Origin of the sequence: Aeromicrobium sp. UBA7512, assembly GCF_002476985.1 — a bacterium.
Classification (GTDB): domain Bacteria; phylum Actinomycetota; class Actinomycetes; order Propionibacteriales; family Nocardioidaceae; genus Aeromicrobium; species Aeromicrobium phoceense.
In genome coordinates this window covers 60,677-85,049 of the sequence record NZ_DLNK01000003.1, presented here as the reverse complement: position 1 = coordinate 85,049, position 24,373 = coordinate 60,677, and the positions used below count along the sequence as shown (strand labels likewise).

At 71.1% G+C, this 24,373-nt stretch carries 25 protein-coding genes; 10 read left to right on the top strand and 15 right to left on the bottom strand.

Annotation, left to right across the window (positions count from 1 at the left end; all coding sequences use genetic code 11):
• Positions 1-2 precede the first annotated feature (2 nt).
• A complete protein-coding gene (locus B2363_RS02270) occupies positions 3-1,328 on the top strand; it encodes a condensation domain-containing protein (RefSeq protein WP_286928148.1) in 1,326 nt (441 codons plus the stop codon).
• Complete coding sequence (locus B2363_RS02265; protein ID WP_286928147.1) at positions 1,325-1,900, top strand: HhH-GPD-type base excision DNA repair protein; 576 nt, start codon at positions 1,325-1,327, stop codon at positions 1,898-1,900. Before B2363_RS02270 ends, B2363_RS02265 begins: the two co-directional genes overlap by 4 nt.
• A 4-nt stretch (positions 1,901-1,904) precedes the next feature.
• Here B2363_RS02265 and B2363_RS02260 read toward each other — a convergent pair whose 3' ends face one another.
• The 8 genes from B2363_RS02260 to B2363_RS02225 form a co-directional block, all read right to left on the bottom strand.
• Positions 1,905-3,092 carry a L,D-transpeptidase gene (locus B2363_RS02260; protein ID WP_286928146.1) on the bottom strand — a complete coding sequence of 396 codons (1,188 nt, stop codon included), beginning with the start codon at positions 3,090-3,092 and terminating at the stop codon, positions 1,905-1,907.
• 91 nt (positions 3,093-3,183) lie between these two features.
• Positions 3,184-3,579, bottom strand: coding sequence for a cytochrome c oxidase subunit 4 (locus B2363_RS02255; RefSeq protein WP_181756747.1), 396 nt, complete (start codon positions 3,577-3,579; stop codon positions 3,184-3,186).
• Positions 3,580-3,582: 3 nt separating this feature from the next.
• Positions 3,583-5,334 carry a cytochrome c oxidase subunit I gene (ctaD, locus tag B2363_RS02250; protein ID WP_286928144.1) on the bottom strand — a complete coding sequence of 584 codons (1,752 nt, stop codon included), beginning with the start codon at positions 5,332-5,334 and terminating at the stop codon, positions 3,583-3,585.
• Positions 5,334-6,062, bottom strand: coding sequence for a cytochrome c oxidase subunit II (coxB, locus tag B2363_RS02245; protein WP_241733215.1), 729 nt, complete (start codon positions 6,060-6,062; stop codon positions 5,334-5,336). Before coxB ends, ctaD begins: the two co-directional genes overlap by 1 nt.
• A gap of 211 nt (positions 6,063-6,273) precedes the next feature.
• Positions 6,274-7,278, bottom strand: coding sequence for a carbohydrate kinase family protein (locus B2363_RS02240; RefSeq protein ID WP_286928142.1), 1,005 nt, complete (start codon positions 7,276-7,278; stop codon positions 6,274-6,276).
• 92 nt (positions 7,279-7,370) lie between these two features.
• A complete protein-coding gene (locus B2363_RS02235) occupies positions 7,371-7,736 on the bottom strand; it encodes a HesB/IscA family protein (protein WP_181756744.1) in 366 nt (121 codons plus the stop codon).
• A 123-nt stretch (positions 7,737-7,859) separates the two neighbouring features.
• Positions 7,860-8,969, bottom strand: coding sequence for a glycerate kinase (locus B2363_RS02230; RefSeq protein ID WP_181756743.1), 1,110 nt, complete (start codon positions 8,967-8,969; stop codon positions 7,860-7,862).
• 1 nt (position 8,970) lies between these two features.
• On the bottom strand, positions 8,971-10,233 hold the full coding sequence (locus tag B2363_RS02225; protein ID WP_286928140.1) for an aminotransferase class I/II-fold pyridoxal phosphate-dependent enzyme: 1,263 nt from the start codon (positions 10,231-10,233) through the stop codon (positions 8,971-8,973).
• 76 nt (positions 10,234-10,309) lie between these two features.
• Here B2363_RS02225 and B2363_RS02220 point away from each other — a divergent pair, with 76 nt between their 5' ends.
• Genes B2363_RS02220 through B2363_RS02210 form a run of 3 tightly spaced genes read left to right on the top strand, consistent with a single transcriptional unit; the run spans position 10,310 to position 12,200 of the window.
• Positions 10,310-10,954, top strand: coding sequence for a hypothetical protein (locus B2363_RS02220; RefSeq protein ID WP_286928138.1), 645 nt, complete (start codon positions 10,310-10,312; stop codon positions 10,952-10,954).
• Positions 10,951-11,559 (top strand): hypothetical protein, encoded by a 609-nt coding sequence (locus B2363_RS02215; protein WP_286928137.1) that lies wholly within the window; start codon positions 10,951-10,953, stop codon positions 11,557-11,559. Before B2363_RS02220 ends, B2363_RS02215 begins: the two co-directional genes overlap by 4 nt.
• A complete protein-coding gene (locus tag B2363_RS02210) occupies positions 11,556-12,200 on the top strand; it encodes a hypothetical protein (RefSeq protein ID WP_286928135.1) in 645 nt (214 codons plus the stop codon). Before B2363_RS02215 ends, B2363_RS02210 begins: the two co-directional genes overlap by 4 nt.
• Here the strand turns inward: B2363_RS02210 and B2363_RS02205 are convergent.
• From B2363_RS02205 to B2363_RS02190, 4 genes are read right to left on the bottom strand one after another with little or no spacing between them, the layout of a single operon-like run.
• Entirely contained in the window at positions 12,164-13,465 is a 1,302-nt protein-coding gene (locus tag B2363_RS02205) for a hypothetical protein (RefSeq protein WP_286928134.1), read from the bottom strand. The genes B2363_RS02210 and B2363_RS02205 overlap by 37 nt on opposite strands.
• Positions 13,466-13,490: 25 nt before the next feature.
• Positions 13,491-14,060, bottom strand: coding sequence for a PspA-associated protein PspAB (gene pspAB, locus B2363_RS02200; protein WP_286928133.1), 570 nt, complete (start codon positions 14,058-14,060; stop codon positions 13,491-13,493).
• Positions 14,061-14,062: 2 nt separating this feature from the next.
• Positions 14,063-14,956 carry a zinc metalloprotease HtpX gene (gene htpX / locus B2363_RS02195; protein ID WP_181756736.1) on the bottom strand — a complete coding sequence of 298 codons (894 nt, stop codon included), beginning with the start codon at positions 14,954-14,956 and terminating at the stop codon, positions 14,063-14,065.
• The gene (locus B2363_RS02190) at positions 14,931-15,656 is read right to left on the bottom strand and encodes a PspA/IM30 family protein (protein WP_181756735.1); all 726 of its coding nucleotides are present in this window, start codon (positions 15,654-15,656) and stop codon (positions 14,931-14,933) included. Before B2363_RS02190 ends, htpX begins: the two co-directional genes overlap by 26 nt.
• Before the next feature lie 56 nt (positions 15,657-15,712).
• Here B2363_RS02190 and B2363_RS02185 point away from each other — a divergent pair, with 56 nt between their 5' ends.
• Positions 15,713-16,261 (top strand): DUF3043 domain-containing protein, encoded by a 549-nt coding sequence (locus B2363_RS02185; RefSeq protein ID WP_181756734.1) that lies wholly within the window; start codon positions 15,713-15,715, stop codon positions 16,259-16,261.
• A 16-nt stretch (positions 16,262-16,277) separates the two neighbouring features.
• Here the strand turns inward: B2363_RS02185 and B2363_RS02180 are convergent, their stop codons facing one another.
• Positions 16,278-16,472 (bottom strand): hypothetical protein, encoded by a 195-nt coding sequence (locus B2363_RS02180; protein ID WP_286928132.1) that lies wholly within the window; start codon positions 16,470-16,472, stop codon positions 16,278-16,280.
• 1 nt (position 16,473) lies between these two features.
• Entirely contained in the window at positions 16,474-17,574 is a 1,101-nt protein-coding gene (gene gcvT, locus B2363_RS02175) for a glycine cleavage system aminomethyltransferase GcvT (RefSeq protein ID WP_181756732.1), read from the bottom strand.
• A gap of 33 nt (positions 17,575-17,607) precedes the next feature.
• Here gcvT and B2363_RS02170 point away from each other — a divergent pair, with 33 nt between their 5' ends.
• Positions 17,608-19,023 (top strand): leucyl aminopeptidase, encoded by a 1,416-nt coding sequence (locus B2363_RS02170; protein ID WP_181756731.1) that lies wholly within the window; start codon positions 17,608-17,610, stop codon positions 19,021-19,023.
• 5 nt (positions 19,024-19,028) lie between these two features.
• Positions 19,029-20,339, top strand: a complete 1,311-nt coding sequence (locus tag B2363_RS02165; protein WP_286928131.1) for a serine hydrolase domain-containing protein — start codon at positions 19,029-19,031, stop codon at positions 20,337-20,339.
• 118 nt (positions 20,340-20,457) lie between these two features.
• Here B2363_RS02165 and B2363_RS02160 read toward each other — a convergent pair whose 3' ends face one another.
• On the bottom strand, positions 20,458-21,006 hold the full coding sequence (locus B2363_RS02160; protein WP_286928130.1) for a hypothetical protein: 549 nt from the start codon (positions 21,004-21,006) through the stop codon (positions 20,458-20,460).
• A 144-nt stretch (positions 21,007-21,150) separates the two neighbouring features.
• On the opposite strand from B2363_RS02160, the gene lpdA reads away from it, so the two are divergent.
• Both lpdA and sucB read left to right on the top strand, forming a co-directional pair.
• A complete protein-coding gene (lpdA, locus tag B2363_RS02155) occupies positions 21,151-22,527 on the top strand; it encodes a dihydrolipoyl dehydrogenase (protein WP_286928129.1) in 1,377 nt (458 codons plus the stop codon).
• Between the two features lie 19 nt (positions 22,528-22,546).
• Positions 22,547-24,373: a 2-oxoglutarate dehydrogenase, E2 component, dihydrolipoamide succinyltransferase gene (gene sucB, locus B2363_RS02150; protein ID WP_286928128.1), complete on the top strand. Its 1,827-nt coding sequence runs from the start codon at positions 22,547-22,549 to the stop codon at positions 24,371-24,373.

Below are 24,373 nucleotides of genomic sequence, written 5' to 3'. Positions count from 1 at the left end.
GCATGCGTCTCACGCACGTCGCGCACCTGCGCCTTCCCTTCGGTCCGCTGCTCAGCCACGACCTCGTGGTGTCCGAGCCCGGTCCGGAGCTGCCCGTCTCGTTCGACCAGGCGCGTCACGTCGGCATGGGCGACCGCACGGGCTCGTGGATGGCGCTGGCCATGCGGCTGGGCGCTCCCGTGCCCCGCGACGACCTGGCGGCCGCGTGGCGAGCCGTGGTGCAGGCGCACGGGACCCTGCGCTCGGTGTTCGTGCCGGGGCCCGACGGCTCCGCCGCCCTGCACGAGGTGACGGTGGAGGCCGGACGCTGGACCGAGCACGAGGTATTGCCGGGGCAGTCCATGAACGACGCGCTGCGCGACGTGCTGGACGAGAGCTGCCGCCCCTACCAGCGCCCGTCGCACCGGTTCTGCGTCATCGAGACGGCGGACGGCCCGAGCCTCGTCATCGCGGCCGACCACTCGCACGTGGACATGTGGTCGCTGCTCGTCATGGCGCGCGACCTGCTGTCGGCGCTCGGCCGGATCCGTGAGGGCCGGAGGCCGGAGCTGCCCGCGGTGCCCCCGTTCGCCGAGCACACGATCGAGCTGGCGCGGCTCACGCCCGCGCCGGAGGAGATCCGCCAGCGCTGGGACGAGGTGATCGAGGCGGGCGGCGGCGCGATGCCGCGATTCCCCCTCCCCCTCGGCGACCCCACGCCCCAGCCCGAGCGCGTCGTGATCCGCGACGTGCTCGACCTAGGGGAGCTGGCCGCGTTCTCCGCGCGCGCCGCCGGCCAGCGCGTCTCCACGCTCGCCCTCGCGGTCTCGGCCATGACGGCCACGACGCTCGAGCTCGCGGGCACACCGCTGCGGACGGTCTTCCCCGTGCACAGTCGCCACGAGGACCGCTGGCACGACTCCGTCGGCTGGTTCATCACGAACTCCGTGCTCGAGTCCGCCGACGAGGACCCGCGGGCGTGCTCCGCCGCGGTGAAGGAGGCGATCCGGCTCGGCTCCTGGCCGCTGGCCGACCTGATGAAGCCGTGGGGCGGGATGCCCGAGCAGCCGGGCATGTTCGCGGTCTCGTGGCTCGACCTGCGCCGCCTCCCCGTGCGGATCGACACGGCCGGACTCGACGCGCAGTACGTGGGCGCGGCCATCCGCACGCACGGCGTGATGCTGTGGTTCATCATCGACGACTCGGGCGTGCACCTGCGCTGCCGCTATCCCGACACCCACGAGGCGCGGCGGAACGTCGGCGCCTGGCTCGACACCCTCGTGGCGCGGATGCGCGAGCTGGCCGCGGGTGGCAGCTCGCCCGCCGCAGGAGCGAGGATGGTGCCATGAGCCTCTCGATCACCGGCGACGACACCGCCGACCAGCTGCTGACCGACGACCCCTTCGCGCTGCTCGTGGGCATGCTCCTGGACCAGCAGATCGCGATGGAGGCCGCGTTCTCCGGGCCCGCGAAGATCCTCGACCGCGTGGGCACGCTCGACCCCGCGGACATCGCCGGACAGGAGCCCGAGGCGTTCGAGGCGGTCTTCCGCCAGACCCCGGCCGTGCACCGCTACCCCGGCTCCATGGCCGGACGGGTGCAGGCCCTCGCGGCCGCCGTGCGCGACGAGTGGGGCGGCGACGCCGCCGCGATCTGGACCCAGGGCTCCCCCGACGGTCCCGAGGTCCTCAAGCGGCTCAAGGCGCTGCCCGGCTTCGGCGAGCAGAAGGCCAAGATCTTCCTCGCCCTGCTGGGCAAGCAGTACGGCTACGACGGCGCCGGCTGGCGTGAGGCTGCCGGCGACTACGGACAGCCGGGCCACCGGAGCGTCGCCGACATCACGAGCCCCGAGTCGCTGGTGAAGGTGCGCGAGTTCAAACGCGAGCAGAAGGCCGCCGCGAAGGCCGCCAAGGGCGGCTGAGGGCTCAGGCGCCCTCGGCGTCCTGCCCGACGGCGGACCCCTCGAGCCACTCGTCCCACGAGCGGTTCCAGTCGGTCCAGCCGTTGCCCGGCTCGAGCCGGCGCGGACTGCCCACGTAGCTGACCACGTCGCCGCGCTTGCTCTGCGCAAACACCCAGGCCGCGTCCTTGGTGCTCATTCCGACGCAGCCGTGGCTCACGTTGGCGTTGCCCTGGGCCGAGGCCGACCATGGTGCCGCGTGCAGGAACTCCCCCGAGTTCGTCACGCGCATCGCGTACTTCACGCCCTTGAGGTTGTAGTAGCCCGGGTCGTCGGAGTCGACGCCCGTCGTGGCGGCGTCCATGTCGATCGACCGGTGCTTCTCCATCACGACCTTGATGCCGTTGCGGCTGCGGTGGTCGGCGTCACCCGTGGAGACAGGGATCGTGCGGACGTTCTTGCCGTTGATCTTCACCGTCGCTCGGTGACGCCGGGTGTCCACGACGGTCATCACGGAGCGGCCGACGCGGAACTTCACGTGCTGGTCCTGCTGGCCGTAGATCCCGTTGCCCGCGTGCACGCTGTTGAGCCCGAGGTCGACGGACACCTCGGTCCCCGGCTTCCAGTACTGCTTCGGCCGCCAGTGCGCGGTGTTGTTGCTGAGCCAGTACCAGCCACCGGCGGTGGCCGGCTGCGCCGTGACCTTCATCCGCTTCTCGAAGGCGGCGCGGTCGGTGACCGGGACGTCGAAGCTCACGATCACGGGCATCCCGATCCCGACGGTCTCCCCCTCGAGCGGCGCGACCGCGGGGTACGTCTGCTCGTCGAGGGTCAGTGCACGGGTGGTGAACCGCGAGATCCGGGTGACGGGCTTGCCGTCGTCGCCGGTGCCCGAGGCCTTCAGCACGTAGGAGGTGGCCGGCTCGAGGAGCCCGGACGCCGTCCACCGCACGCCGTGGATCTCGCCCGGCACGGTCGACTTCCCGTCATCGGACGCCAGGGAGACCTCCGCCAGCTGACCCTCGAAGCCGTCGACGGTGACGACGGTGTCGACGGCGACGTCCGCGGCACCGTCGTCGACGCTCGCCGAGATGGTCAGCGGCGCCTTCGCCTCGACCTCGTCCTTCGGGCTCGCCGCTCCGCCGCCGGTGCACGACGCAGCCAGGACCATCACCGTCAGCAGGCCCACGGCCCGCGTTCCCCACGTACTCACGCCTGAAAGTCTAGGCAGGCCGACCCACCGCCCGGACGACGAAACGCCCCCGGAGCCGAAACTCCGAGGGCATCGTCGTGCGAGGCGTGGCTCAGTGAGCGTGCGCGCCCCGGTAGTACTCGAACAGCCAGCCGACTACGCAGATCGCGCCGAACGGCAGGGCCATGATGAACAGCCACCAGCCGAAGACGACGCCCAGCACCAGCATGCCGAACGCCATCGCCGCGAACAGCGGCCACCAGCTGTAGGGCGGGAAGAAGCCGAGCTCGCCGGCACCCTCCACGATCTCGCCGTCCTGACGGTCCTCGGGACGCTCGGGGATCGCCTTGGCGACGAACCACAGGTAGAAGCTGATCATGAAGAACAGCAGCATCGCCATGACGAGCGCGACCGTGCCGGTGACCTCGTGGGCGACCGCCCAGTAGACCGGCGTCACGATGACGAAGAAGATGGCGCAGCTGAAGAACAGCCAGAATTCCTTGCGCATCGCTCACTCACCAGCCTTCGGGTCGTAGCCGAGCGCCTCGCGACGACCCTCGACATCGGGGGCGTCGGCCAGCGGCTTGTCCTCGTCGGGGTTCTGCGCCAGCTCGAGCTCGACCACGTCCGGGTGGTGCAGGTCGAACGCGGGGCTCTCCGAGCGGATCCGCGGCAGCGACACGAAGTTGTGACGCGGCGGCGGGCTCGAAGTGGCCCACTCGAGCGTGCGGCCCCAGCCCCACGGGTCGTCCTGGCGGACCAGGGGCGCCTTGCGAGACTTCCACACGTTGTAGATGAATGGCAGCGTGGAGGCGCCCAGCAGGAACGCACCGATCGTGGAGATCTCGTTCAGGCGGGTGAAGCCGTCGCCGGGCAGGTAGTCGGCGTAGCGACGCGGGAAGCCCTCGACGCCCAGCCAGTGCTGCACCAGGAAGGTCAGGTGGAAGCCGACGAACAGCAGCCAGAAGTGGATCTTGCCCAGCTTCTCGTCGAGCATCCGGCCCGTGATCTTCGGCCACCAGTAGTAGTAGCCGGCGAACATCGCGAACACGACCGTGCCGAACACGACGTAGTGGAAGTGCGCCACCACGAAGTAGGTGTCGGACAGGTGGAAGTCCAGGGCAGGCGAGGCCAGGACGATGCCGGTCAGGCCACCGAAGAGGAAGGTCGTCAGGAAGCCCAGCGCGAACAGCAGCGGTGTGTCGAAGGAGACGGAGCCTCCCCACATCGTGCCGATCCAGTTGAAGAACTTCACGCCGGTCGGCACGCCGATCAACAACGTCATGAAGCTGAAGAACGCCAGATTCACCGCGCCGGTGACGAACATGTGGTGCGCCCACACCGCCGCCGAGAGGACGGCGATCGCCAGCGTCGCGCCGACCAGGCCGACGTAGCCGAACACCGGCTTGCGACTGAAGACCGGCAGGACTTCGGTGATGATGCCGAAGAACGGCAGGGCGATGATGTAGACCTCGGGGTGACCGAAGAACCAGAACAGGTGCTGGTACATGATCGGCCCGCCCGTGGATGGGTCGAACACGTGCGCCCCGAGCATGCGGTCGGCCCCCAGCGCGAGCAGCGCAGCGGCGAACACCGGGAAGACGATGATGATCAGGATGCTGGTGACCAGCGTGTTCCACACGAAGATCGGCATCCGGAACATCGTCATGCCGGGTGCGCGCATGCAGAAGATCGTGGTGATGAAGTTGACCGCGCCCAGGATCGTGCCCAGGCCGGACATGTAGAGGCCCATGACCCACAGGTCGCCACCGACACCAGGGCTGTTGATCGAGTCCGACAGCGGCATGTAGGCGAACCAGCCGAAGCTGGCGGCGCCACCGGGGACGACGAAGCCCGAGACGGCGATCAGCGAGCCGAACAGGTACAGCCAGTAGCTGAACATGTTCAGGCGCGGGAACGCCACGTCGGGGGCGCCGATCTGCAGCGGCATGATCATGTTGCCGAACGCGAAGAACAACGGCGTCGCGAACATCAGCAGCATGATCGTGCCGTGCATCGTGAACAGCTGGTTGTACGTCTCGTCGCCGACGAACTGTCCACCCGGGCGGGCCAGCTCGGCGCGGATGATGAGCGCCAGGATGCCGCCGAAGATGAAGAAGAAGAACGTCGTCACGGCGTACATCTGACCGATGACCTTGTGGTCGGTGGTCGTCAGCAGCGTGAAGGCCTTCGTCCCGAAGGAGCGCTCCCGGACGCCGGTGCTGCTGCGTGCCTCGGGCGCGTCGAAGGTTGCGGTGGCCATCAGTCCTCCGGTTCGCTCTCGCCGCTGGCAGTGATGCCGGCGACGGTGTCAGCTGTCGTGGAACCCTTCGGCGTGCCAATCTGTCCGGCCGCCTCGAGGTCGGCCAGGTGCGCCTCGTACTCCTCGGCGGACACGACCTTGACCTTGAACAGCATGCGGGTGTGGTAGACGCCGCACAGCTCAGCGCAGCGACCGGTGAAGGTGCCCTCGCGGTTCGGCGTCATGGTGAATGAGTTGTTGCCGTCCTTGCCGGGGATGTTGCCCGGGACGACGTCCATCTTGAAGTAGAACTCGGGGACCCAGAAGGAGTGGATGACGTCCGGCGAGATCAACTCGAACTTCACCGACTCGTTCACGGGCAGCCACAGCTCGGGCAGGTTCGCGGTGTCGCCCTGGTCGAAGACCGGCTCACCGCCGGGGGCGCCCTCGAGGTAGTTGAAGGTCCACTGCCACTTGCTGCCGACGACCTCGATCGTGTGGTCGGGGTTCTCGACCTCTTCGAGCTGGGCGTTCTGCGACTCCACGGTGTGGAAGAAGAACACGGCGACGATGATCACCGGGGCGATCGTGTAGAGCGCCTCCAGCGGCAGGTTGTAGCGCACCTGCACGGGGGCCGGTTCGTCACTCTTCTTGCGGCGGTAGCGGACCGGCGCGTAGACGATCATGCCGAACACGAGCAGGAAGACCACGAGGACCGCGATCCAGGTGCCCAACCACAGGTTCCACATGTAGATGGATCGGTCCGATCCGGCCACAGGGAGGGCGAGTCGGTTCAGATCCGACTCGTCCAGGGGCGAGCAGCCGCCAAGCATGACAGCGGCCAGGGCGGTCAACACCGCCAGTTTCATCCGACCCACGGGGCGCCTTTCTCAGAAGATCTTGACCACACAGGGTTTTGAAGAACAGTAACGCAGACGACCGGTCGCCCAGCGGGTTAGGTCAGCCTGACTTGACTACCGCGTCGTGGCTGATCGAGAGGGCCTCGCCGATCTCGTCGCAGGCCTCGACGCCGTACGTGGAGCGGACCCGATCGAGGAACGCCGAGCGTTCCAGCGCGTACTCCTGGGTGCCGATCGTCTCGACGACACTGGCTGCGATCGTGCAGCCGACCTGGGCCGCACGGTCGAGCGACAGGCCGGCCGCGATGCCGGCCATGAAGCCCGCACGGAAGCTGTCGCCGACGCCCGTCGGGTCCACCGCGGTGACGCCGCCGATGGCGCCGATCTCGTGGCGCGTGCCGTCGGACTCGATGACGACGCAGCCGTCCTTGCCGTGCGTCACGACGCGCACACCCACCCGCTCGGCGATGTCGGCGTCGCTCCAGCCGGTCTTCTTGGCGATCAGCGCCGCCTCGTAGTCGTTGCTGAAGAGGTAGGCCGCGCCGTCGATGAGGTCGCGGATCAGCTCGCCACCGGCCCAGGCCAGCTGCTGCGACGGGTCGGCGGCGAACGGGATGCCCAGCTCGCGGGCCGTGCGCGTGTGGCGCAGCATGCCGTCGGGATCGTCGGGGCCGATCAGGAGCAGGTCGATCGGCTGATGGGCGTGCAGGGCGGCGATGTCGATCTCGCGGGCCTGCGCCATCGCGCCGGGGTAGAACGTCACGATCTGGGCGTGTGCCTCGTCGGTCGTGATGGTGCACAGGGCGGTGTGCAGCGTGGGGTGGACCAGGACGGTCGAGGTGTCGACGCCGGCCTCCTGCAGCCACTCGCGGTAGCCGAGGTCGAAGTCGCGCCCGACGGCCGCCACGAGGGTGGGGTGCAGGCCCAGGCTGCCCAGGCCGAAGGCGATGTTGGCGGCGCATCCGCCGCGGCGGACGTCGAGGTCCTCGACCAGGAACGAGACCGCCAGCTTGTCCAGCTGGTCGGGCACGAGCGAGTCGGAGAACTTACCGGCGAAGGTCTGCAGGTGGTCGGTGGCTACCGATCCGGCGATGGCAAGGTGCACGGCCGCCACGATAGGCGATCGGGGCACGCCTCCGGAAACCCGGTGGCGTGCCCCGATCGACGTACGTGCCCGAACGGCTCAGTCTGCTCGGCTCAGTGGAAGGAGTCGCCGCAGGCGCACGAGCCGGTCGCCATCGGGTTGTCGATGGTGAAGCCCTGCTTCTCGATGGTGTCGACGAAGTCGATCGTGGCGCCGTGGAGGTACGGCAGGCTCATGCGGTCGACGACGACGTTGACGCCGTCGAACTCGCGGATCTCGTCACCGTCGAGCGTGCGCTCGTCGAAGAAGAGCTGGTAGCGCAAGCCCGAGCAACCACCGGGCTGCACGGCGATGCGCAGCGCGAGGTCGTCGCGGCCTTCCTGCTCCAGCAGGCTCTTGACCTTGCCGGCCGCGCCGTCGCTGAGCGTGATCCCGTCGGCGGGCGTGGTTTCGGTGCTGGTCTGGTCCGTGGCGGTCATCGAGGCTCCTCGGTCTACGGATGGATCGTGCTACCGGGTGCAACACGGCGCGATCCGGTTCGATTCCCATGGTACGCGGCCGATCGAACCCGTGGAGCCGGCCGGGGCCTATCGCGCGTCGCCTCAGGCCGACCAGGACCGCGCGACGCGTGCGGCGAGATCGGCCAGGTGCCGTGCGGGCTCGCGCAGGGCGGCCTCCTCGCCCACCCGGTCGACCAGCCCGTACGCCGATTCGACCCCCAGCGCGCGCATCTCGCGGCTGCCGACGTCGACCCGGCCGGCCAGCACGACGCACGGCGTGGCCCCGGCCATCGCGAGCGAGGCGACGCCGTGGACGACCTTGCCCGCGCGGGAGGAGTAGTCGAACGCGCCCTCCCCCGAGATCACGAGATCGGCCCCCGCCACGAGCTCGGCCAGTCCGGCCTCGTGGGCGACCAGCGCGATCCCGGACGTCACCTCGGCGCCCAGCACGAGCAGTGCGAAGCCCAGCCCGCCCGCCGCGCCGGCGCCCTTCTGGTCGGCGACGCGACGTTCCGCCGGCGTGCTGCCGCACGCGGCCTCGACGAAGCGGTCGAGCCGGTGGTCCACCGTGAGGACCTGCTCGTCGGTGAGGCCCTTCTGCGGGCCGAAGGTGCGGGCGGCGCCGAACATGCCCAGCAGCGTGGTCTCGACGTCGGCGGCGACCACTAGCTCCACGTCGGCCAGCCGCTCCCGGACCGGACCGAGGTCCACGCGAGTGACCCCGTCGAGTCCGGCGGGCCCGGCGTCCAGGGGGACGTCGGCCGTGGCCCCGAGGGCGGCGAGCAGTCCGGCGCCCCCGTCACTGGTGGCGCTGCCGCCCAGGCCCACGACGATGCGCCGCGCTCCCCCGTCGACGGCCGCGTCGATCGCCCGGCCGACTCCCACGGTCGTGGCGTCCATCGGCCGCGGCTCGGGCACGAGGTGCAGGCCGCACGCCTGGGCGGACTCGAGGTAGACCGTGTCCCCCACCACGAGCAGCCCGACCGGCGTGGGCTCGCCCAGGGGTCCGGGGACGCTGACGACCTCGAGGCGCCCCTCCTCGCCGAACGCGTCCTGCAGGGCGTCGACGAAGCCCGGTCCCCCGTCGGCCATCGGCGCCTCGACGAGGTCGTCGTCCGGGGCCGTGCGCCGCCAGCCCTCGGCGATGGCGTGCGCCGCCTCGGGAGCGGTCAGGGTGCCCGCGAACTTGTCCGGCGCGATGACGATGCGCACGTCAGGCCGAGACGGCCTTCTCGGCCGCCGCGAGCAGCACGCAGGTGGCCAGGCCCTCCATCGCCTGCGTCAGCTCCGCCATGGGCGGGAACGACGGCGCGATGCGGATGTTCCGGTCGCGCGGGTCCTTGCCGTAGGGGAACGAGGCGCCCGCCGGGGTCAGCGAGATGCCGGCCTCCTTCGCCAGCTGCACGACGCGCGAGGCCGTGCCGTCGACGACGTCGAGGCTGACGAAGTAGCCGCCCTTCGGGGTGGTCCACGTGGCCACCTCGTGCGGGCCGAGGCGCTCGGACAGGATCCGCAGGACGGCCTCGAACTTGGGGGCCAGGATCTCGCGGTGACGCGCCATCAGGTCGAGCACGCCCTGCGGGCTGCCGAGGAACCGGGCGTGGCGCAGCTGGTTGACCTTGTCGGGGCCGATCGTGCGCACGGCCGTGTGCGAGAGGTACCAGGCGATGTTGTCGGGCGAGCCCGCGAGGAAGCTGACGCCCGAGCCGGCGAGGGTGATCTTCGACGTGGACGCGAACATCAGCGGGCGGTCGGGGTGACCGGCGGCCGAGCACAGCCCGACGATGTCGGCGGACTTCACGTGCTGGTCGGTCAGGTCGTGCACCGCGTAGGCGTTGTCCCAGAAGATCCGGAAGTCGCCGGCGGCGGTGTCCAGCGAGGCGAGCTCGGCCGCGACCTGCTCGCTGACGACGGCGCCGGTGGGGTTGGAGTAGGTGGGCACGATCCAGATGCCCTTGACCGCCGGGTCGGCGACGTGCTCGCGGACCGCGGCCATGTCGGGCCCGTCCTCCAGCATCGCGACCGGGATCATCTCGATGCCGAGGTGCTCGCAGATGGCGAAGTGGCGGTCGTAGCCCGGCGACGGGCACAGGAACTTGACCGGCCCGTCCTTCCACGGCGATCCGCCCGGCGTGCCGTGCAGCATCGCGAAGACGATCGAGTCGTGCATCATCGACAGGCTCGCGTTGTTGCCGGCGACGAGCTGGTCGACCGGCACGCCCAGCAGCTCCGCGAAGATCGCGCGGAGCTCGGCCAGGCCGGTGCCGCCCCCGTAGTTGCGCACGTCGACGCCGCCGGACACGTGATCCTCGACCGGCGTGGTGAGCAGTCCCTCGGAGAGGTCCAGCTGGTCCGACGAGGGCTTTCCGCGCGTGATGTCGAGCTTGAGACCGGCCTGCTGGAGGTCGGCGTACGCCTGCTGCTGCTCCGCCAGGAAGGCGTCGAGCTGGTCACGGGAGAGGGAGTCGAGGGTCACGGTCCCAAGGTATCGCGCACGGGCGGTCGGTCAGTCCCGGCATCGCGGGAGGACGCGCTGCCCTACCATCGGGCCCATGACGGGGGACGAGGGCGGCCGCCTGCGCCGATGGCTGCGCCAGGTGTCGCGGACGATGACGCTGCGCCAGGTGCTCGCGGCACTGGCCGCCGTGGTGGTGCTGGCCTCGGGCCTGTTCGGCGGGCTGGCCACGGCGGAGACCACCGGGCCGGCCGCGCTGGAGTCCGGCGAGAAGATCCACGCCGAGCCGTTCGACCTCACGGTCGACCGCGTGCGCTGGTCCACCGACCTCGGCCTCGACGAGGAGGTCCGCGGGCGGTACATCGCGGTCGTCGCGACACTCGAGAACACCTCCGACCACCCCGTGTACACCGGCACGCTCCGCGACACGATGCGCCTGCGCGGGCTCGAGGGCTTCTACGCCGGGCTGACCGGTGACGAGACCGAGCGCAGCGAGGACGCGACGCCGCAGGTGCTCGTGCTGGCCGATGGCTCGCCGCTCAGCGCCGCCGCACCGGGTCTGGAGTACGAGGTCGCGTTCGTGTGGGAGCAGGAGGAGTCCGAGCCGCTGCCCACCGAGGCCACCGTGGAGGTCTCGCAGTGGACCTGGCGCCGCAGCACCCTCGACGACCAGTTCATGTGGTTCGACCGGACACCGACGCACGAGGGCACGTTCGACGTCGAGCAGGGGCGCGAGTCGTGAGCCGGCTCGGACTGCGCCGGCCCCCCGCCACCGCCGGCGTCCTGGTCGTGCTCGCCCTGGTCATGGGCCAGTGGCTCCACCAGCAGCTGCCCGAGCGCGCCATGTCGTCGCGTCCGTTCGAGGTCGAGGCGCGTGTCGGCGAGACCGCCGAGCTGCGCAGCGGCGACCTCGAGGTGCTGTCGGTCGACGGCGCGTCCTCGGTGGTGCCGCAGGGCGGGTCGGTGCTGGTCTCCCCCGGCGTCTTCGTCGCGGTCGAGTTCACGTTCACGCCGCGCGACGAGTCGTCCGACCTCACCTACGCCGCGCTGCGGGACAACGACGGTCGCCTGCTCCCGATCTACGGGACCAGCGGCCGCAGCTCGATCAGCTGCACGGGGCGTCTCGTCGACCGGCCCACGCGGTGCCTCGCGGTGGTGGAGACCGATCCCGCGACGCTCCCGGGTGCGCTCGTCGCCCTCGCCTCGAACGGTGGTGACGAGCGGTGGGACTCCATGGCCCTCGTCGACCTCGACGTCGACGAGGCCGACGTGACGACGTGGAAGGCGCGCAGCGAGCCCCTCGAGCTCCCCGAGCCCGGCGTCATGACGTGGACGGAGGCGCCGTGAGCACGATCGAGCACCGCGGCACGTGGTGGCAGCGCAACCGGTGGGGCCTCGTGGCCCTGCCCGTCGCGCTCGCCCTGGCCCTGGCGGCGGGCAGCTCGCGCCTGCACGACTACTGGTGGACCCGCGGCTTCCACTCCCCCGTGCCGGTCAGCTCGGGCCAGGCCCATCTCGTCGACGAGTACGACGACGGCCACCTGCGCTACCCGATCGAGGCCCGCTACGCGGTGGACGCCTTCGAGCCGGCCGACGACCTCACCCTCCTCGGTGGCGACCCGCTCCCCGACGGCGTGCGGGCGTGGCGACTGCGCCTCGACGTGACCGCCGATCCGGACGTCTCGCTCGCCGGCTGCACGGTCGCGGTCGTCGACACCGAGGGGAACCTCCACGGCGAGTCCGACTCGGCGCTGGTGGTCGACGGTCCGCAGTTCTCGTCGTGCGTGCCGCGGGACACCCCCGGGCCGCAGGCGACGTACGGCAGCACCGAGCCGCCCAGCCTCCGCGAGGGTGACGACCCCCGCCCCGAGCAGTTCACGACCGACACCGTCTTCGTCCTGCCGGAGGAGGCGGAGCCCGCCGCGGTGCGGCTCTGGTACTTCCTGCCCCGCTACGTCGAGCTGCCGGTCGACGGCTCGGCCGCCTGACCCGCGGCCTCCTGCTCCCTGCGGCGCTGGTTGCCCAGGATCCGGCCGATGGCGGCGGCCAGCAGGCCGGCCAGGATGACGTACTCGATCGCCGACGCGGTGATGTCGAGCCACGGCGAGAACGCCAGGGCCGTGTCGCGGTCGCGCGGACCGAGCACGAGGCGCCAGAGCTCGTTGACGAGGGCGTTCGCCTGGTCGGCGATGACGAACACGAGGCAGAACATCACCATCGGCACGAGCCCGCCGAGCGCCAGCACGCGGAAGCCGTCGCGCAGGCCGCTGAAGCGGCCGCGGAAGTCCGACGTCGCCTCGCCGGCCCAGCGCTTGACCACGGCCGGGGTGCGCGAGCCCACGGCGGCGATGGGGCGCACCCGGCCGAAGCGGGACGTGCGCTGCTTGGGCGGCGGCGGGGCGATGCTGCGGCCGAAGACCACGGCGGCCACGGTGAGCCACGCGAGCGGCACCAGCACCACGTCGTCGGCGTTGTCGATGAAGGTCCCGATCCATCCGACGGCCGTGGCGATGGGGTCGCCGATCGGGCCGAGGAACTCGATGACGTCGGCCCAGGTGTCCTGCACCCAGTGGACGAACCGCCGCTCGGTGACCCACTGCCAGATCTCGTCCTGGAAGGTCGAGAACGAGACGCCCAGCGTGACGATCCACAGCGTCTCCACGTAGGCCGCGGCGAAAGCGAGCGGACGGCTGCGTGCCGGGAGGTTGAAGCGGTCGAACGCGAAGCGCAGGACCAGCGCGATGGCCACGATCGCTGCGAGCATCCAGCCGGTGGCGATCGCGGTGCGGTCGATGTTGGCCGCCTCGCCGTAGAAGGTGCCGGCGTTGCCGTAGAGCTCGTCGTAGGTGGCCTCGTTGACGTAGGCGCGCACGTCGGCCTTGAGCAGGCCCTGCGCGGCGTACACCGTCAGGAACGGCAGCAGCGCTCCCGCCAGCACTCCCAGCCAGCCGCCGCCCCGCGTGCCCGCGGCCGGATCGGACGTGTCGGCGACCAGCACGGTGACGGAGGTGGAGACGACGAGCAGCATCGCGATGATCGCCACGAGGCTCGACAGCGGCGCGAGCGGGACGACGAGACCGGCGAGCGTGGAGTGCTCCTTGCTCAGCTCGACGGCGAGCCACAGGAAGCCGTAGCGGCCGGCGGCGCCGAGCAGGTAGATCGTGACGAGCACCGGCCAGTGCGCTCCGACGAGCCGGAATCCCTGCCACACCACGGCGATCGCGTCGCGCAGCACGCTCCTCAGCTCCCCCATGGGCGCCGAGTCTAGACCGGGATCGTCAGAGTCCGGGGGCACCCCAGATGGCGAGCCACCGCTCCAGGTCCGGCTCGATCGGCACGTCCTGCTCGATCACCGCCCGCATCCGCAGCTCGGTGGGGTTGTCGCGGCGGCGAGTCGCCGTCGGATCGGGGACGAACGGGTAGAAGGTGCCCCGCTTGAACAGGTACACCAGCGCCGACCGCTGCCCCTCGTGCTCGAAGACCACGGTGGAGCACAGCATCGACGCGTCGAAGCCCTGTGCGGCCATCGTGGAGTTCACGGCGTGGAGGTCGGTGACCAGGCCCGACACGTCACCCGAGGGGCGCACCACCTCGAGCCAGGTGAACCCGAACTCGTCGTGGTGCATCTCCACCGTGGCGGTGGGGTCGGTGCGAATCATCTCCTGCGCCGAGGCGATCACCTCGTCGTCGGCGCGGCCCTCGGCGTCGCGGAAGCAGACCGCGCCGTGCCCGCTGAACGCGAAGCCCTCGGCCTGGAGCGTCAGCGCCGCCTGCGGCACGGAGAACAGCACGTCGAGGTTGGCCTTCGGCGGCTTGCTGCGACCGAGCAGCCCGTCGAGGAATCCCACGCTCAGTGCCTCTCGGTGAGCTCGGCGCCGATGCGCGCGAGCTGGTCGAGGCGGGCCTGCAGCGGCGGGTGCGTGGACATGAGCGCCTGAGCCGTGTCGCCCTTGAGCGCCGGCGCGATGAAGAAGGCGTTCATCGACTGCGCCTCGCGCAGGTCGGAGGTGGGGATCCGCCCCATGTCGCCGGAGATCTTCACCAGTGCCGAGGCCAGCTTCGAAGGGCGACCCGTGAGGTAGGAGCCGGAGCGGTCGGCGCTGAGCTCGCGGTAGCGCGAGAGGGCCCGCGTGAGCAGGAAGCTGACGGCGGTGACGACGAGGCTGACCAGGATCACGACGATCATCGCCGGACCGCTGTTCTTGTCGCGGCTGCCGCCGCCGAACCACATGCCCCAGCGGGTGAGGAAGCCCGCCAGCAGACCGAGCGAGGACGCGACCGTCATCACCGAGACGTCGCGGTTGGCGACGTGCGCGAGCTCGTGGGCCAGGACGCCCTCGAGCTCGTCGGCGTCGAGGCGCTGCATGATGCCGGTGGTCACGCAGACCGCGGAGTGCTTCGGCGAGCGGCCGGTGGCGAACGCGTTCGGCATGTCCGTGACCGCCACGGCGACGCGGGGCTTCGGCATGTCGGCGAGCGCCACGAGGCGGTCGATCATCGCGTGCAGCTCGGGCGCCTGGTCGGGCGTCACGACGTGGGCGCCCATCGACTTCAGCGCGAGCGAGTCGGAGAAGAACCACTGTCCCCAGGCCATGCCGACCGTGATGATCAGCGCGATCCAGAGGTTGCCGGCGACCGTGATGAGCATCGCGCCGAAGAGCACGTAGAGCAGGACCAGTCCCAGGCCGACCCCGCCCATGCGCAGGGTCAGCCCCTTGTCACTGCGAAATCTGGTGCGGGCCATGTCCGTCTCCCTCCACGGCGCGCGGCTCGGCATCGACCGAGCCGAGGGCCTCGTCGAAGCGCCGCAGCAGCGCCTCGTCCTGCGACTCTCCCGGCCGGGCCAGGATGCCTTCGTTCATGAGCTCGTCGACGGCGTCGGCCGTCGCCTCCAGCTCGCGGGTGTGCCGCTCGGCGTCGGCCATGACACGGCCCACCTCGCCGGCCGTGGCGCCGATCCCGGCGGTGGCGCCGTGGATCTCGTTGCGCGCCTGGGCCGCCGAGTAGCGCGCAGCCAGGGTGTCCTTGCGGACCCGGAAGTCCTCGATCTGGCGCTCGATGGAGGCGGCCGACCGGATCAGCTGCTCCTCCTCGGAGCGTAGCTGGGCGTGACGGTCGTCGAGCTCGCCTGCGGCCTTCTCGAGCGCGACCTGGCGCTCGAGCGCCAGGCGGGCGCCGGCGTCGTCCCCGCGCGTGACCGAGGCCTTGGCCTCACTGTCGGCGGCCGCGATCTCGCGACGCAGCGACGCGAGCTGGATCTCGACGCGCTTGCGGCTGGTGGCCACGTCGGCGACGCCGCGGCGCACCTGGGCCAGCAGCTTGGACTGGGTGCGGTAGGCCTCGTCGAGCCGCGCGCCGACCTCCTCGATGTCGGGTCCGTCGTTGCTCGCGGACCGCGACTTGAAGATGCGCGTGACACGTGTCCAGAACCCGCCCTCAGCCATGGCCCCACCCTAACCGTGCGCTCCAGCACTCGCCCCGGCCTTGTAGGGTCGTCCGCGTGAACGACGCAGCCGACGAGACCCCCCAGCGCAAGGGTGGACCGACCCGTAGCCGCCGGGAGGCCGAGGCCGCCCGCAAGCAGCAGATGAAGCGTCCGCTGACGCGCCGCGAGCAGGCGGAGCGCGAGCGTCGCCGCCGCTCCGCTGCCCGCGACAAGCAGCGCGAGGCGCTCCTGGGTGGCGGCTCGGCCGCCGACCTGCCCGCCCGCGACCGCGGTCCGGCCAAGGCGCTCGCCCGCGACGCCGTCGACCGTCGCCGCACGGTGGCCGAGTTCATGCTCCCGCTGCTCGTCGTCATCCTGGTCCTGAGCTTCTTCCCGGCGATGGCCGAAGTGGTCTTCTCGCTCTGGACCGTCACGATCTTCGCCACCCTCATCGACGAGATCTGGCTGATCGCCGTGCTCAAGCGCGAGCTGAAGAAGCGCTTCACCCCGGCGGAGCGCCGCGGCGCGGTGCTCTACGCCGTCCTGCGCAGCACGCAGATCCGCCGCATGCGCCTGCCGAAGCCGGCCATCGCGGTCGGCCAGCCGCTGCGCGAGCACTACTGAGTCGCGAGCGGCCGGATCACTCCGGTCGCAGGGACATCGGCCCGTAGACCTCGGTCCCGTCGTCCAGCAGGCGCACCTGCTCCACCCCGTCCTCGAGCAGGTCCTCGAAGGACGTGCCGATCCACGACTCGGCCTCGCCGCGCTGGTCGAACTCCTCCGACGTGCCGACGGTCTCGCCGGCGCTGTTCTCGTACTGCCACGTGAAGCTCATGTCAGTCCTCCTTGGTGGACGGTTCGACGAACGGGGGCTTGGTCACGGTGAACTCCTGCTGACGTCCGCGCACGTCGACGGTGACCGTGTCGCCGTCGGCGACCGTGCGGTCGAGCAGGGCCAGGCCGATCCCCTGGCGCAGCGTGGGCGAGAACGTCCCTGACGTGACCTCGCCGAGGACGCCGCCGTCCGCGGCGTGCACCGCCATGCCGGGTCGCGGGATGCCGCGCCCCTGGGCCAGCAGCCCGCGCAGGGTGCGCACGGACTTCTCCTCGCGCTGGCGCTCGAGCGCCTCTTTGCCCCAGAACGTCGGCTTGGACCAGCCGACGGCCCAGCCGGCCCGCGCCATGACCGGCGAGACCTCGGCCGACAGCTCGTGGCCGTGCAGCGGATAGCCCATCTCGGTGCGCAGCGTGTCGCGGGCGCCGAGGCCGCAGGCGCGGATCCCGAGCGACTCCCCCGCCGCCATGACGGCGTCCCAGACGGGAACGACCTCCTCGGCGGCGACGACGAGCTCGTAGCCGCGCTCGCCGGTGTAGCCGGTGCGGCACACCGTGAGCTCGACGTCGTCGATCGTGCCCTTCGTGAAGGACATGTAGTCGTGGTCCGACGGAAGTCCCAGGGCGTCGAGCAGCTCGTCGCTCAGCGGACCCTGGATGGCCAGGACCGCGAAGTCGCGGTGCTGGTTCTCGACCTCGATGCCCTCGGGAGCCGCCGCGCGGAGACGGCGCACCACCTCGGCGGTGTTCGCGGCGTTGGGGATCAGGAAGACCTCGAACTCGCTGCGCAGGTAGGCGATGAGGTCGTCGACGGTGCCGCCGTCCTCGGAGCAGCACAGCGTGTACTGGGCCTTGCCCGGGGCGATCCGGCTCAGGTCGTTGGTCAGGCACTTGTTGACGAAGTCGACCGCGCCCGTGCCGCGCACGAGCGCCTTGCCCAGGTGGCTCACGTCGAACAGGCCGACCGCCTCGCGCACCGCCTTGTGCTCGGCGAGAACTCCGCCGCCGGCGTACTCGAGGGGCATCGACCAGCCGCCGAACTCGGAGAACTTGGCGCCGAGGGCCTCGTGCCGTTGGTGCAGGGGCGACAGGAGCAGGACCATGCGAGCCAAACTACCGCTGACTAGAGTGACGGCATGTCCACGGTCCAGTTGCGTGCCACCCTGCCCACCGTCGATGCCGTCGTCGCCCTCATCCCTTCGGGATCGGGCCTTCCGGATGGTGTCCCCTGGAGCGCCTTCGGGTTCACCGGTGAGGCCGGCGACGTCGCCGTCGTGCCGAGCGGCGACACCCAGCTGACGGCCTGGGTGGCCACCGCCGAGCAGCCCACCGCCGAGCAGCAGCGCCGCGCCGTCGCCAAGGGCCTGCGCTCCGTGCCGAAGGCCACCCGCGTGGGCATCGATCCGAGCCGCGTGGCCGAGGCCGACCTCGCCGCCATCGCCGAGGCCGCCGTCCTGACGACCTACTCCTACCTCGACTACAAGGGCGACGAGGCCCGCCGCAAGACCACCTCCGTCGACACCGTCACGATCCTGAGCCCCGACGCCCGCAAGGCCGCGGCCAAGCGCCTCGTCGACGACGCCGTCGTGATCGCGGAGGCCACGTGCGTGGCGCGCGACTGGGTGAACACGCCTCCCGGCGACCTGCGCCCGCCCGCCTTCGCCGACGCCATCAAGGCCGCCGCGCCCGCCGGCGTCCGCGTGCAGGTGTGGGACGAGAAGCGACTCACCAAGGAGAACTGCGGCGGCATCCTCGGCGTCGGCGCCGGCTCGGACGCCCCGCCGCGTCTGGTGAAGCTCACGTACAACCCCGAGGGCGCCAAGACCCACCTCGCCCTGGTGGGCAAGGGCATCACCTTCGACTCGGGCGGACTCTCGCTCAAGCCGGGTGCCTCGATGATGACGATGAAGTGCGACATGGGCGGCGCGGCCGCGATCGTCGCCGCCACCACCGCCATCGCGCGGCTCGGCCTGCCGATCCGCGTCACGGCCTTCGCCTGCATCGCCGAGAACCTGCCCAGCGGCACCGCCACGCGTCCCGGCGACGTGCTGCGCATGCGCTCGGGCGCCACGGTCGAGGTCCACAACACCGATGCCGAGGGTCGCCTCGTGCTGGCCGACGGCCTCGCCCTCGCGGTGGAGGCCAAGCCCGACCACGTCATCGACGTCGCCACCCTGACCGGCGCGGCCATGGTCGCCCTCGGCACCCGGACGACCGCGGTGCTCGGCAACGACGAGGCGCTGCAGGACCGCGTGCTCGGCGCCGCCGAGGTGGCCGGTGAGTCGATGTGGCGCCTGCCCATCACCGAGGAGATCGGTGCGGCCGTCAAGACCTCGTCGATCGCCGACCTGCGCCAGCACAACCCGAAGCCCTACGGCGGCACGATGTACGCCGCGGCCTTCCTGCGCGAGTTCGTCGCCGATGCCTCGTGGGCGCACCTCGACATCGCCGGACCGGCGTTCAACGACGGCGCGGCCTTCGACTACACGCCCGTCGGCGGCACCGGCGCGGGCGTCCGCACGCTCGTCCACCTCGCCCGCGAACTGGGCTGACCTCGGTGTCGGCGTTCGACGACCTGCTGCACGCCGAGCGCGAGGGATCGGGCTCGGCCTCGGTCTCGGCGGCGGTCGTGCGGCACGGCAACCTGCACTGGTCCGGCGCGGTCGGCACGCTCGACGGGCGTGACGGCCCCGCGGCCACGCCCGCGACCGCGTACCGCATCGGCTCGATCACGAAGACGTTCGTCGCCGTCGAGGTGATGCGCCTGCGCGACGAGGGGCGGCTCGACCTCGCCGACCGCATCGATCGCCACCTGCCGGACGTGCCGTTCGGCCACGTGACCATCGCGCAGCTGCTCACCCACACGTCGGGGCTGCAGGCCGAGACCAACGGCCCCTGGTGGGAGCGCACTCCCGGCGGCGACTGGGACCAGCTGATCGCGTCCGGGCCCGCGCTCGTGCACACGCCCGGAACGCGCTTCCACTACTCGAACGTCGGCTTCGCCGTGCTCGGCCGGCTGGTGGAGGTGCTGCGCAGCACCACCTGGTTCGAGGCGATCCGCACCGGGATCCTCGAGCCCCTCGGTCTGCACGGCATCACCCAGGAGCCGGGCGACGGGGCTGCCACCGGTCTCTCGCACCATCCGTCCGACGGCCGGCTCATGGTCGAGCCGCACCACGACGCCGGCGCGATGGCCCCGGCCGGCCAGCTGTGGTCGAGCGCGGAGGACCTCTCCCGCTGGGCGGCGTTCGCCGCGGGCGACACCGGTGGCGTGCTGGCCGAGTCGAGCTGGGCCGAGATGGTCGTGCCGCTGGCGGTCGACGACCGGCCGGGCGTGCCCTGGGCGACGGCTCAGGGACTCGGCTGGCGCATCTGGCCCGGCAACGGCGCCGGCCGCCTCGTCGGCCACGGCGGATCGATGCCCGGCTTCCTCGCGACCGCGATCGCCCAGCCCGCGAGCGGCTGGGGCGTGGTCGTGCTGGCCAACGACACGCTGCACCTGGGCGACCTCGCCACCCGCCTGCTCGACGCGGCGACCGCGCTCGACCAGCGACCCACCGAGACCGCACCCGTCGAGGCAGCGGAGAACGTGGCCGCGCTCGTGGGCGACTGGTACTGGGGACCGGTCCCCTACCGGCTCGAGCCGACGACCGACGGGTTCCACCTCTCCGACGTCAACGGCAACCGGCGCTCGCGGTTCGTGCGCGACGGCGAAGGCTGGCGGGGGCTCGACACGTACTTCGCCGGGGAACGCCTGGTCGTGCGCGACGACGGCGCCCTCGACCTGGCCACCTTCGTCCTCAGCCGCGAGCCGTACGACCCGACCGTGGACCATCCGGGCGGCCTCGACCCCCGCGGCTGGCACTGAGGTCCCAGGGTCTCGATACGCGGGCTCATTCCTCGCCCTGCTACTCGACCAGCGGCCTCGCTGATCGAGTGACGGCGAGCGCAGCGAGACGTTGTATCGAGATCCCGAGGGGGCGCGACTAGAGGCCGAGCTTGCGGGCGGCCTGCTCCACCTGGTCCCAGCGGGCGCGGTCGCCGCCGGTGCGGTCCGGGTGGGCCTTGCCGCGCGCGGCGCGCAGGACGCGCTCGAGGTCGGACTTCGAGGGGTTGCGCGGCAGCGGCTCGGTGCCGGCGATCGTCTCGAGCGTCATGATCGCGGCGAACTGCGCGGGGCTGTAGTCGCCGCGCTCCACCTCGACGCTGGTCTTCTTCGCGCTGGCGCGGGCGTTGTAGTCGCGCATCCGCTGGGGGTAGCCCACGCGGTTCGCGTCGTAGAGCGGGATCTTGAGGCTGCGGGCGAGGTCGGTGGCGGCCTTCTCGTTCGGCACCCGGCGACGGGTCCACTCCCCGTCGGCGGCGACGAACACCACCGTGGTCTGGGTGACCGTGGTCTTGGGCTCGACGAAGGCCTCGACCCCGGAGCGAGAGGTCGCGAACTCCTTCAGCGCGGCCAGATCGGCTCGGCTGGCGTCGCGATCGGACACGACGGCACCGGCTGAGGTGCGTCGACGGCGTTTGAACAGGCCCACGGCGCAATTCTGCCCGACCGCACCCACCCCCATCAGGAAGCGCGCGGAACCTACCCCGAAGTCACATCCCGCGAGCCCTCCCCGGTGGCAGCCCTCACCGGACAGGTGACAAGATGACAGCAGACCACCTACCCGGAGGACATCGTGCCCGACGACGCACCCCATTCGTTCGACATCGTCATTCTCGGAGCCGGAAGCGGGGGCTACGCCTGTGCCCTGCGCGCCGTCCAGCTCGGCAAGACCGTTGCCATGATCGAGAAGGCCAAGGTGGGTGGCACGTGCCTCCACGAAGGCTGCATCCCCACCAAGGCGCTCCTGCACGCGGCCGAGGTCGCGCACGTCGCCAGCGAAGGTGACTCGATCGGCGTGCACACGTCGTTCGACGGCGTCGACATGACCAAGGTCAACGCCTACAAGCAGGGCGTCATCGACCGCCTCTACAAGGGCCTCACCGGCCTGGTGAAGTCCGGCGGCATCACCGTCGTCGAGGGCGAGGGCAAGCTCGTCGACGCCAAGACCGTCGAGGTCGACGGCCAGCGCTACACCGGCACCAACGTCGTCCTCGCGACCGGCTCGGAGCCCCGCACGCTCGGGATCGAGATCGGCGGCCGCGTGATGACCAGCGACCAGGCCCTCAAGCTCGAGGAGGTCCCGAAGCGCGCCGTCATCATCGGCGGCAGCGTCATCGGCGTCGAGTTCGCCTCCGTCTGGAACCACTTCGGCGCCGAGGTCACCATCGTGGAGGCGCTGCCCACGCTCGTCCCGCTGGAGGACCCGATCCTCAGCAAGGGCCTGGAGCGCGCGTTCCGCAAGCGCAAGATCGCCTTCAAGACCGGTGTGAAGTTCACCGGCGTCGAGCAGAACGACAGCGGCGCCGTCGTCACGCTGGAGAACGGCGACACGATCGAGACCGACCTGGTCCTCGTGGCCGTCGGCCGCGGCCCCCGCTCGGCCGGCATGGGCTTCGAGGAGGCCGGTGTCACCGTCGAGCGCGGCTGGGTGCCCACCGACGAGCGCCTGCGCACCAACGTCGACGGCGTCTACGCGGTCGGCGACCTCGTGCCCGGCCTGCAGCTGGCGCACCGCGGCTTCGCCCACGGCATCTTCGTCGCCGAGGAGATCGCGGGCCTGAACCCGCGCCCGATCGTCGACGTGAACATCCCCCGCGTCACGTACTGCGAGCCCGAGCTCGCGTCGGTCGGCCTCACCGAGGCCCAGGCCAAGGACAAGCACGGCGAGGTCGAGACCGTCGAGTACAACCTCGGCGGCAACGGCAAGAGCCAGATCCTGCAGACCGCCGGTGTCGTCAAGGTGGTGCGCGAGAAGGACGGCCCGATCGTGGGCGTCCACATGCTCGGCGCGCGCATGGGCGAGCAGATCGGCGAGGCGACCCTCTGGGTGGGCTGGGAGGCCTACCCCGACGACGTCGCCGAGTTCATCCACGCCCACCCCACCCAGAACGAGTCCCTCGGCGAGGCCACCCTCGCCCTGGCCGGCAAGCCGCTGCACTCGCACGCCTGAGAACCGAACAGGACACCACATGGCAACCGAAGTCACCCTTCCCGCGCTCGGCGAGTCGGTCACCGAAGGCACCGTCACGCAGTGGCTGAAGGCCGTCGGCGACACGATCGAGGTCGACGAGCCCCTGCTCGAGATCTCCACCGACAAGGTCGACACCGAGATCCCCTCCCCCGTCGCCGGCACGATCCTGGAGATCCGGGCCGAGGAGGACGACACCGTCGAGGTGGGCGCCGTGCTGGCGATCATCGGTGACGCGGACGAGTCCTCCTCCGACTCCGGCGACTCGGGTGAGTCGTCGCAGGCCGAGCCCGAGGCCGAGCCCGCCGCCGAGGAGCCCGCCGAGAGCGCCGGCGAGGCCGAGGAGGAGTCGCAGCCGGCTCCCGCCGAGGAGCCCGCCCCCGCGGCGGAGCCCGACGAGGAGGCCCCGGCCCCCGAACCCGAGACGAAGCCCGCGTCGTCCGGCGGCACGAGCGGCCAGGCCGTCACGCTGCCCGCGCTCGGCGAGTCCGTCACCGAGGGCACCGTCACCCAGTGGCTCAAGTCCGTCGGCGACACCGTCGAGGTCGACGAGCCCCTGCTCGAGATCTCCACCGACAAGGTCGACACGGAGATCCCGTCCCCGATCGCCGGCACGCTGCTGGAGATCAAGGTCGACGAGGACGAGACCGTCGAGGTCGGCGCCGAGCTCGCGATCATCGGCGAGGAGGGCGCAGCGCCGGCCGAGTCGGCGCCCGAGCCCGAGCCCGAGCCCGAGCCGGAGCCCGAGCAGGAGGAGGCCCCGGCCGAGGAGCCGAAGGCCGAGGAGCCCCAGCCCGAGCCGGAGCCCGAGCAGCCCCAGGAGGAGCCGAAGGCCGAGGAGCCCCAGGAGCAGCCGAAGGCCGAGGAGCCGAAGGTCGAGGTCTCCGCGTCCTCCGACGCCGGTTCATCCGAGGGCTACGTGACCCCGATCGTCCGCAAGCTCGCCAAGCAGCACGGCGTGGACCTGTCCACCGTCACCGGCTCCGGTGTCGGTGGCCGGATCCGCAAGCAGGACATCCTCGACGCCGCCGAGAAGAGCAAGGCCGCCGAGGCTCCCGCCGAGAAGCCGGCTGCCGCCTCCGCGGCGCCGTCGGCCCCGGCTTCGCCGCTGCGCGGTCGCACCGACAAGCTCAGCCGCCTGCGCAAGACCATCGCCAACCGCATGGTCGAGTCGCTGCAGGTCGCGGCCCAGCTCACGCAGGTGCACGAGGTCGACGTCACCGAGGTCGTCCGCCTGCGCGCCCAGCACAAGGACGCGTTCCTGGAGCGTGAGGGCGTCAAGCTGACGTACCTCCCGTTCTTCGCGAAGGCGGCCATCGAGGCGCTCAAGCAGTACCCGCAGGTCAACGCGGCGCTCGACCTCGAGGGGGGCACCGTCACCTACCCCGACGGCGAGCACCTCTCGATCGCGGTCGACACCGAGCGCGGCCTGCTGGCGCCCACGATCAAGGACGCCGGCGACCTCAACATCGCCGGCCTGGCCCGCAAGATCGCCGACATCGCCGATCGCACCCGGAACAACAAGATCCTTCCGGACGAGCTCTCCGGCGGCACGTTCTCGATCACGAACCTGGGCAGCAACGGCGCCCTGTTCGACACGCCGATCATCAACCAGCCGCAGGTCGCGATCCTCGGCGTCGGCTCGATCGTCAAGCGTCCGGTGGTCATCACCGACGCGAACGGCTCGGAGTCCATCGCGATCCGCTCGATGGCCTACCTGGCGCTCACGTACGACCACCGCATCATCGACGGTGCCGACGCGGGCCGCTTCCTGACCGCCATCAAGGAGCGGCTGCAGGCCGGCGCCTTCGAAGGTGAGCTGGGCTGA

What these genes read in the sequence shown, in the direction of transcription:
- B2363_RS02270 (WP_286928148.1), top strand. Translation starts at nt 3, where the DNA reads ATGCGTCTCACGCACGTCGCGCACCTGCGCCTTCCCTTCGGTCCGCTG.
- B2363_RS02265 (WP_286928147.1), top strand. Translation starts at nt 1,325, where the DNA reads ATGAGCCTCTCGATCACCGGCGACGACACCGCCGACCAGCTGCTGACC.
- B2363_RS02255 (WP_181756747.1), bottom strand. Translation starts at nt 3,579, where the DNA reads ATGCGCAAGGAATTCTGGCTGTTCTTCAGCTGCGCCATCTTCTTCGTC.
- ctaD (WP_286928144.1), bottom strand. Translation starts at nt 5,334, where the DNA reads ATGGCCACCGCAACCTTCGACGCGCCCGAGGCACGCAGCAGCACCGGC.
- coxB (WP_241733215.1), bottom strand. Translation starts at nt 6,062, where the DNA reads ATGTGGAACCTGTGGTTGGGCACCTGGATCGCGGTCCTCGTGGTCTTC.
- B2363_RS02235 (WP_181756744.1), bottom strand. Translation starts at nt 7,736, where the DNA reads ATGACCGCCACGGACCAGACCAGCACCGAAACCACGCCCGCCGACGGG.
- B2363_RS02220 (WP_286928138.1), top strand. Translation starts at nt 10,310, where the DNA reads ATGACGGGGGACGAGGGCGGCCGCCTGCGCCGATGGCTGCGCCAGGTG.
- B2363_RS02205 (WP_286928134.1), bottom strand. Translation starts at nt 13,465, where the DNA reads ATGGGGGAGCTGAGGAGCGTGCTGCGCGACGCGATCGCCGTGGTGTGG.
- htpX (WP_181756736.1), bottom strand. Translation starts at nt 14,956, where the DNA reads ATGGCCCGCACCAGATTTCGCAGTGACAAGGGGCTGACCCTGCGCATG.
- B2363_RS02190 (WP_181756735.1), bottom strand. Translation starts at nt 15,656, where the DNA reads ATGGCTGAGGGCGGGTTCTGGACACGTGTCACGCGCATCTTCAAGTCG.
- B2363_RS02180 (WP_286928132.1), bottom strand. Translation starts at nt 16,472, where the DNA reads ATGAGCTTCACGTGGCAGTACGAGAACAGCGCCGGCGAGACCGTCGGC.
- gcvT (WP_181756732.1), bottom strand. Translation starts at nt 17,574, where the DNA reads ATGGTCCTGCTCCTGTCGCCCCTGCACCAACGGCACGAGGCCCTCGGC.
- B2363_RS02170 (WP_181756731.1), top strand. Translation starts at nt 17,608, where the DNA reads ATGTCCACGGTCCAGTTGCGTGCCACCCTGCCCACCGTCGATGCCGTC.
- sucB (WP_286928128.1), top strand. Translation starts at nt 22,547, where the DNA reads ATGGCAACCGAAGTCACCCTTCCCGCGCTCGGCGAGTCGGTCACCGAA.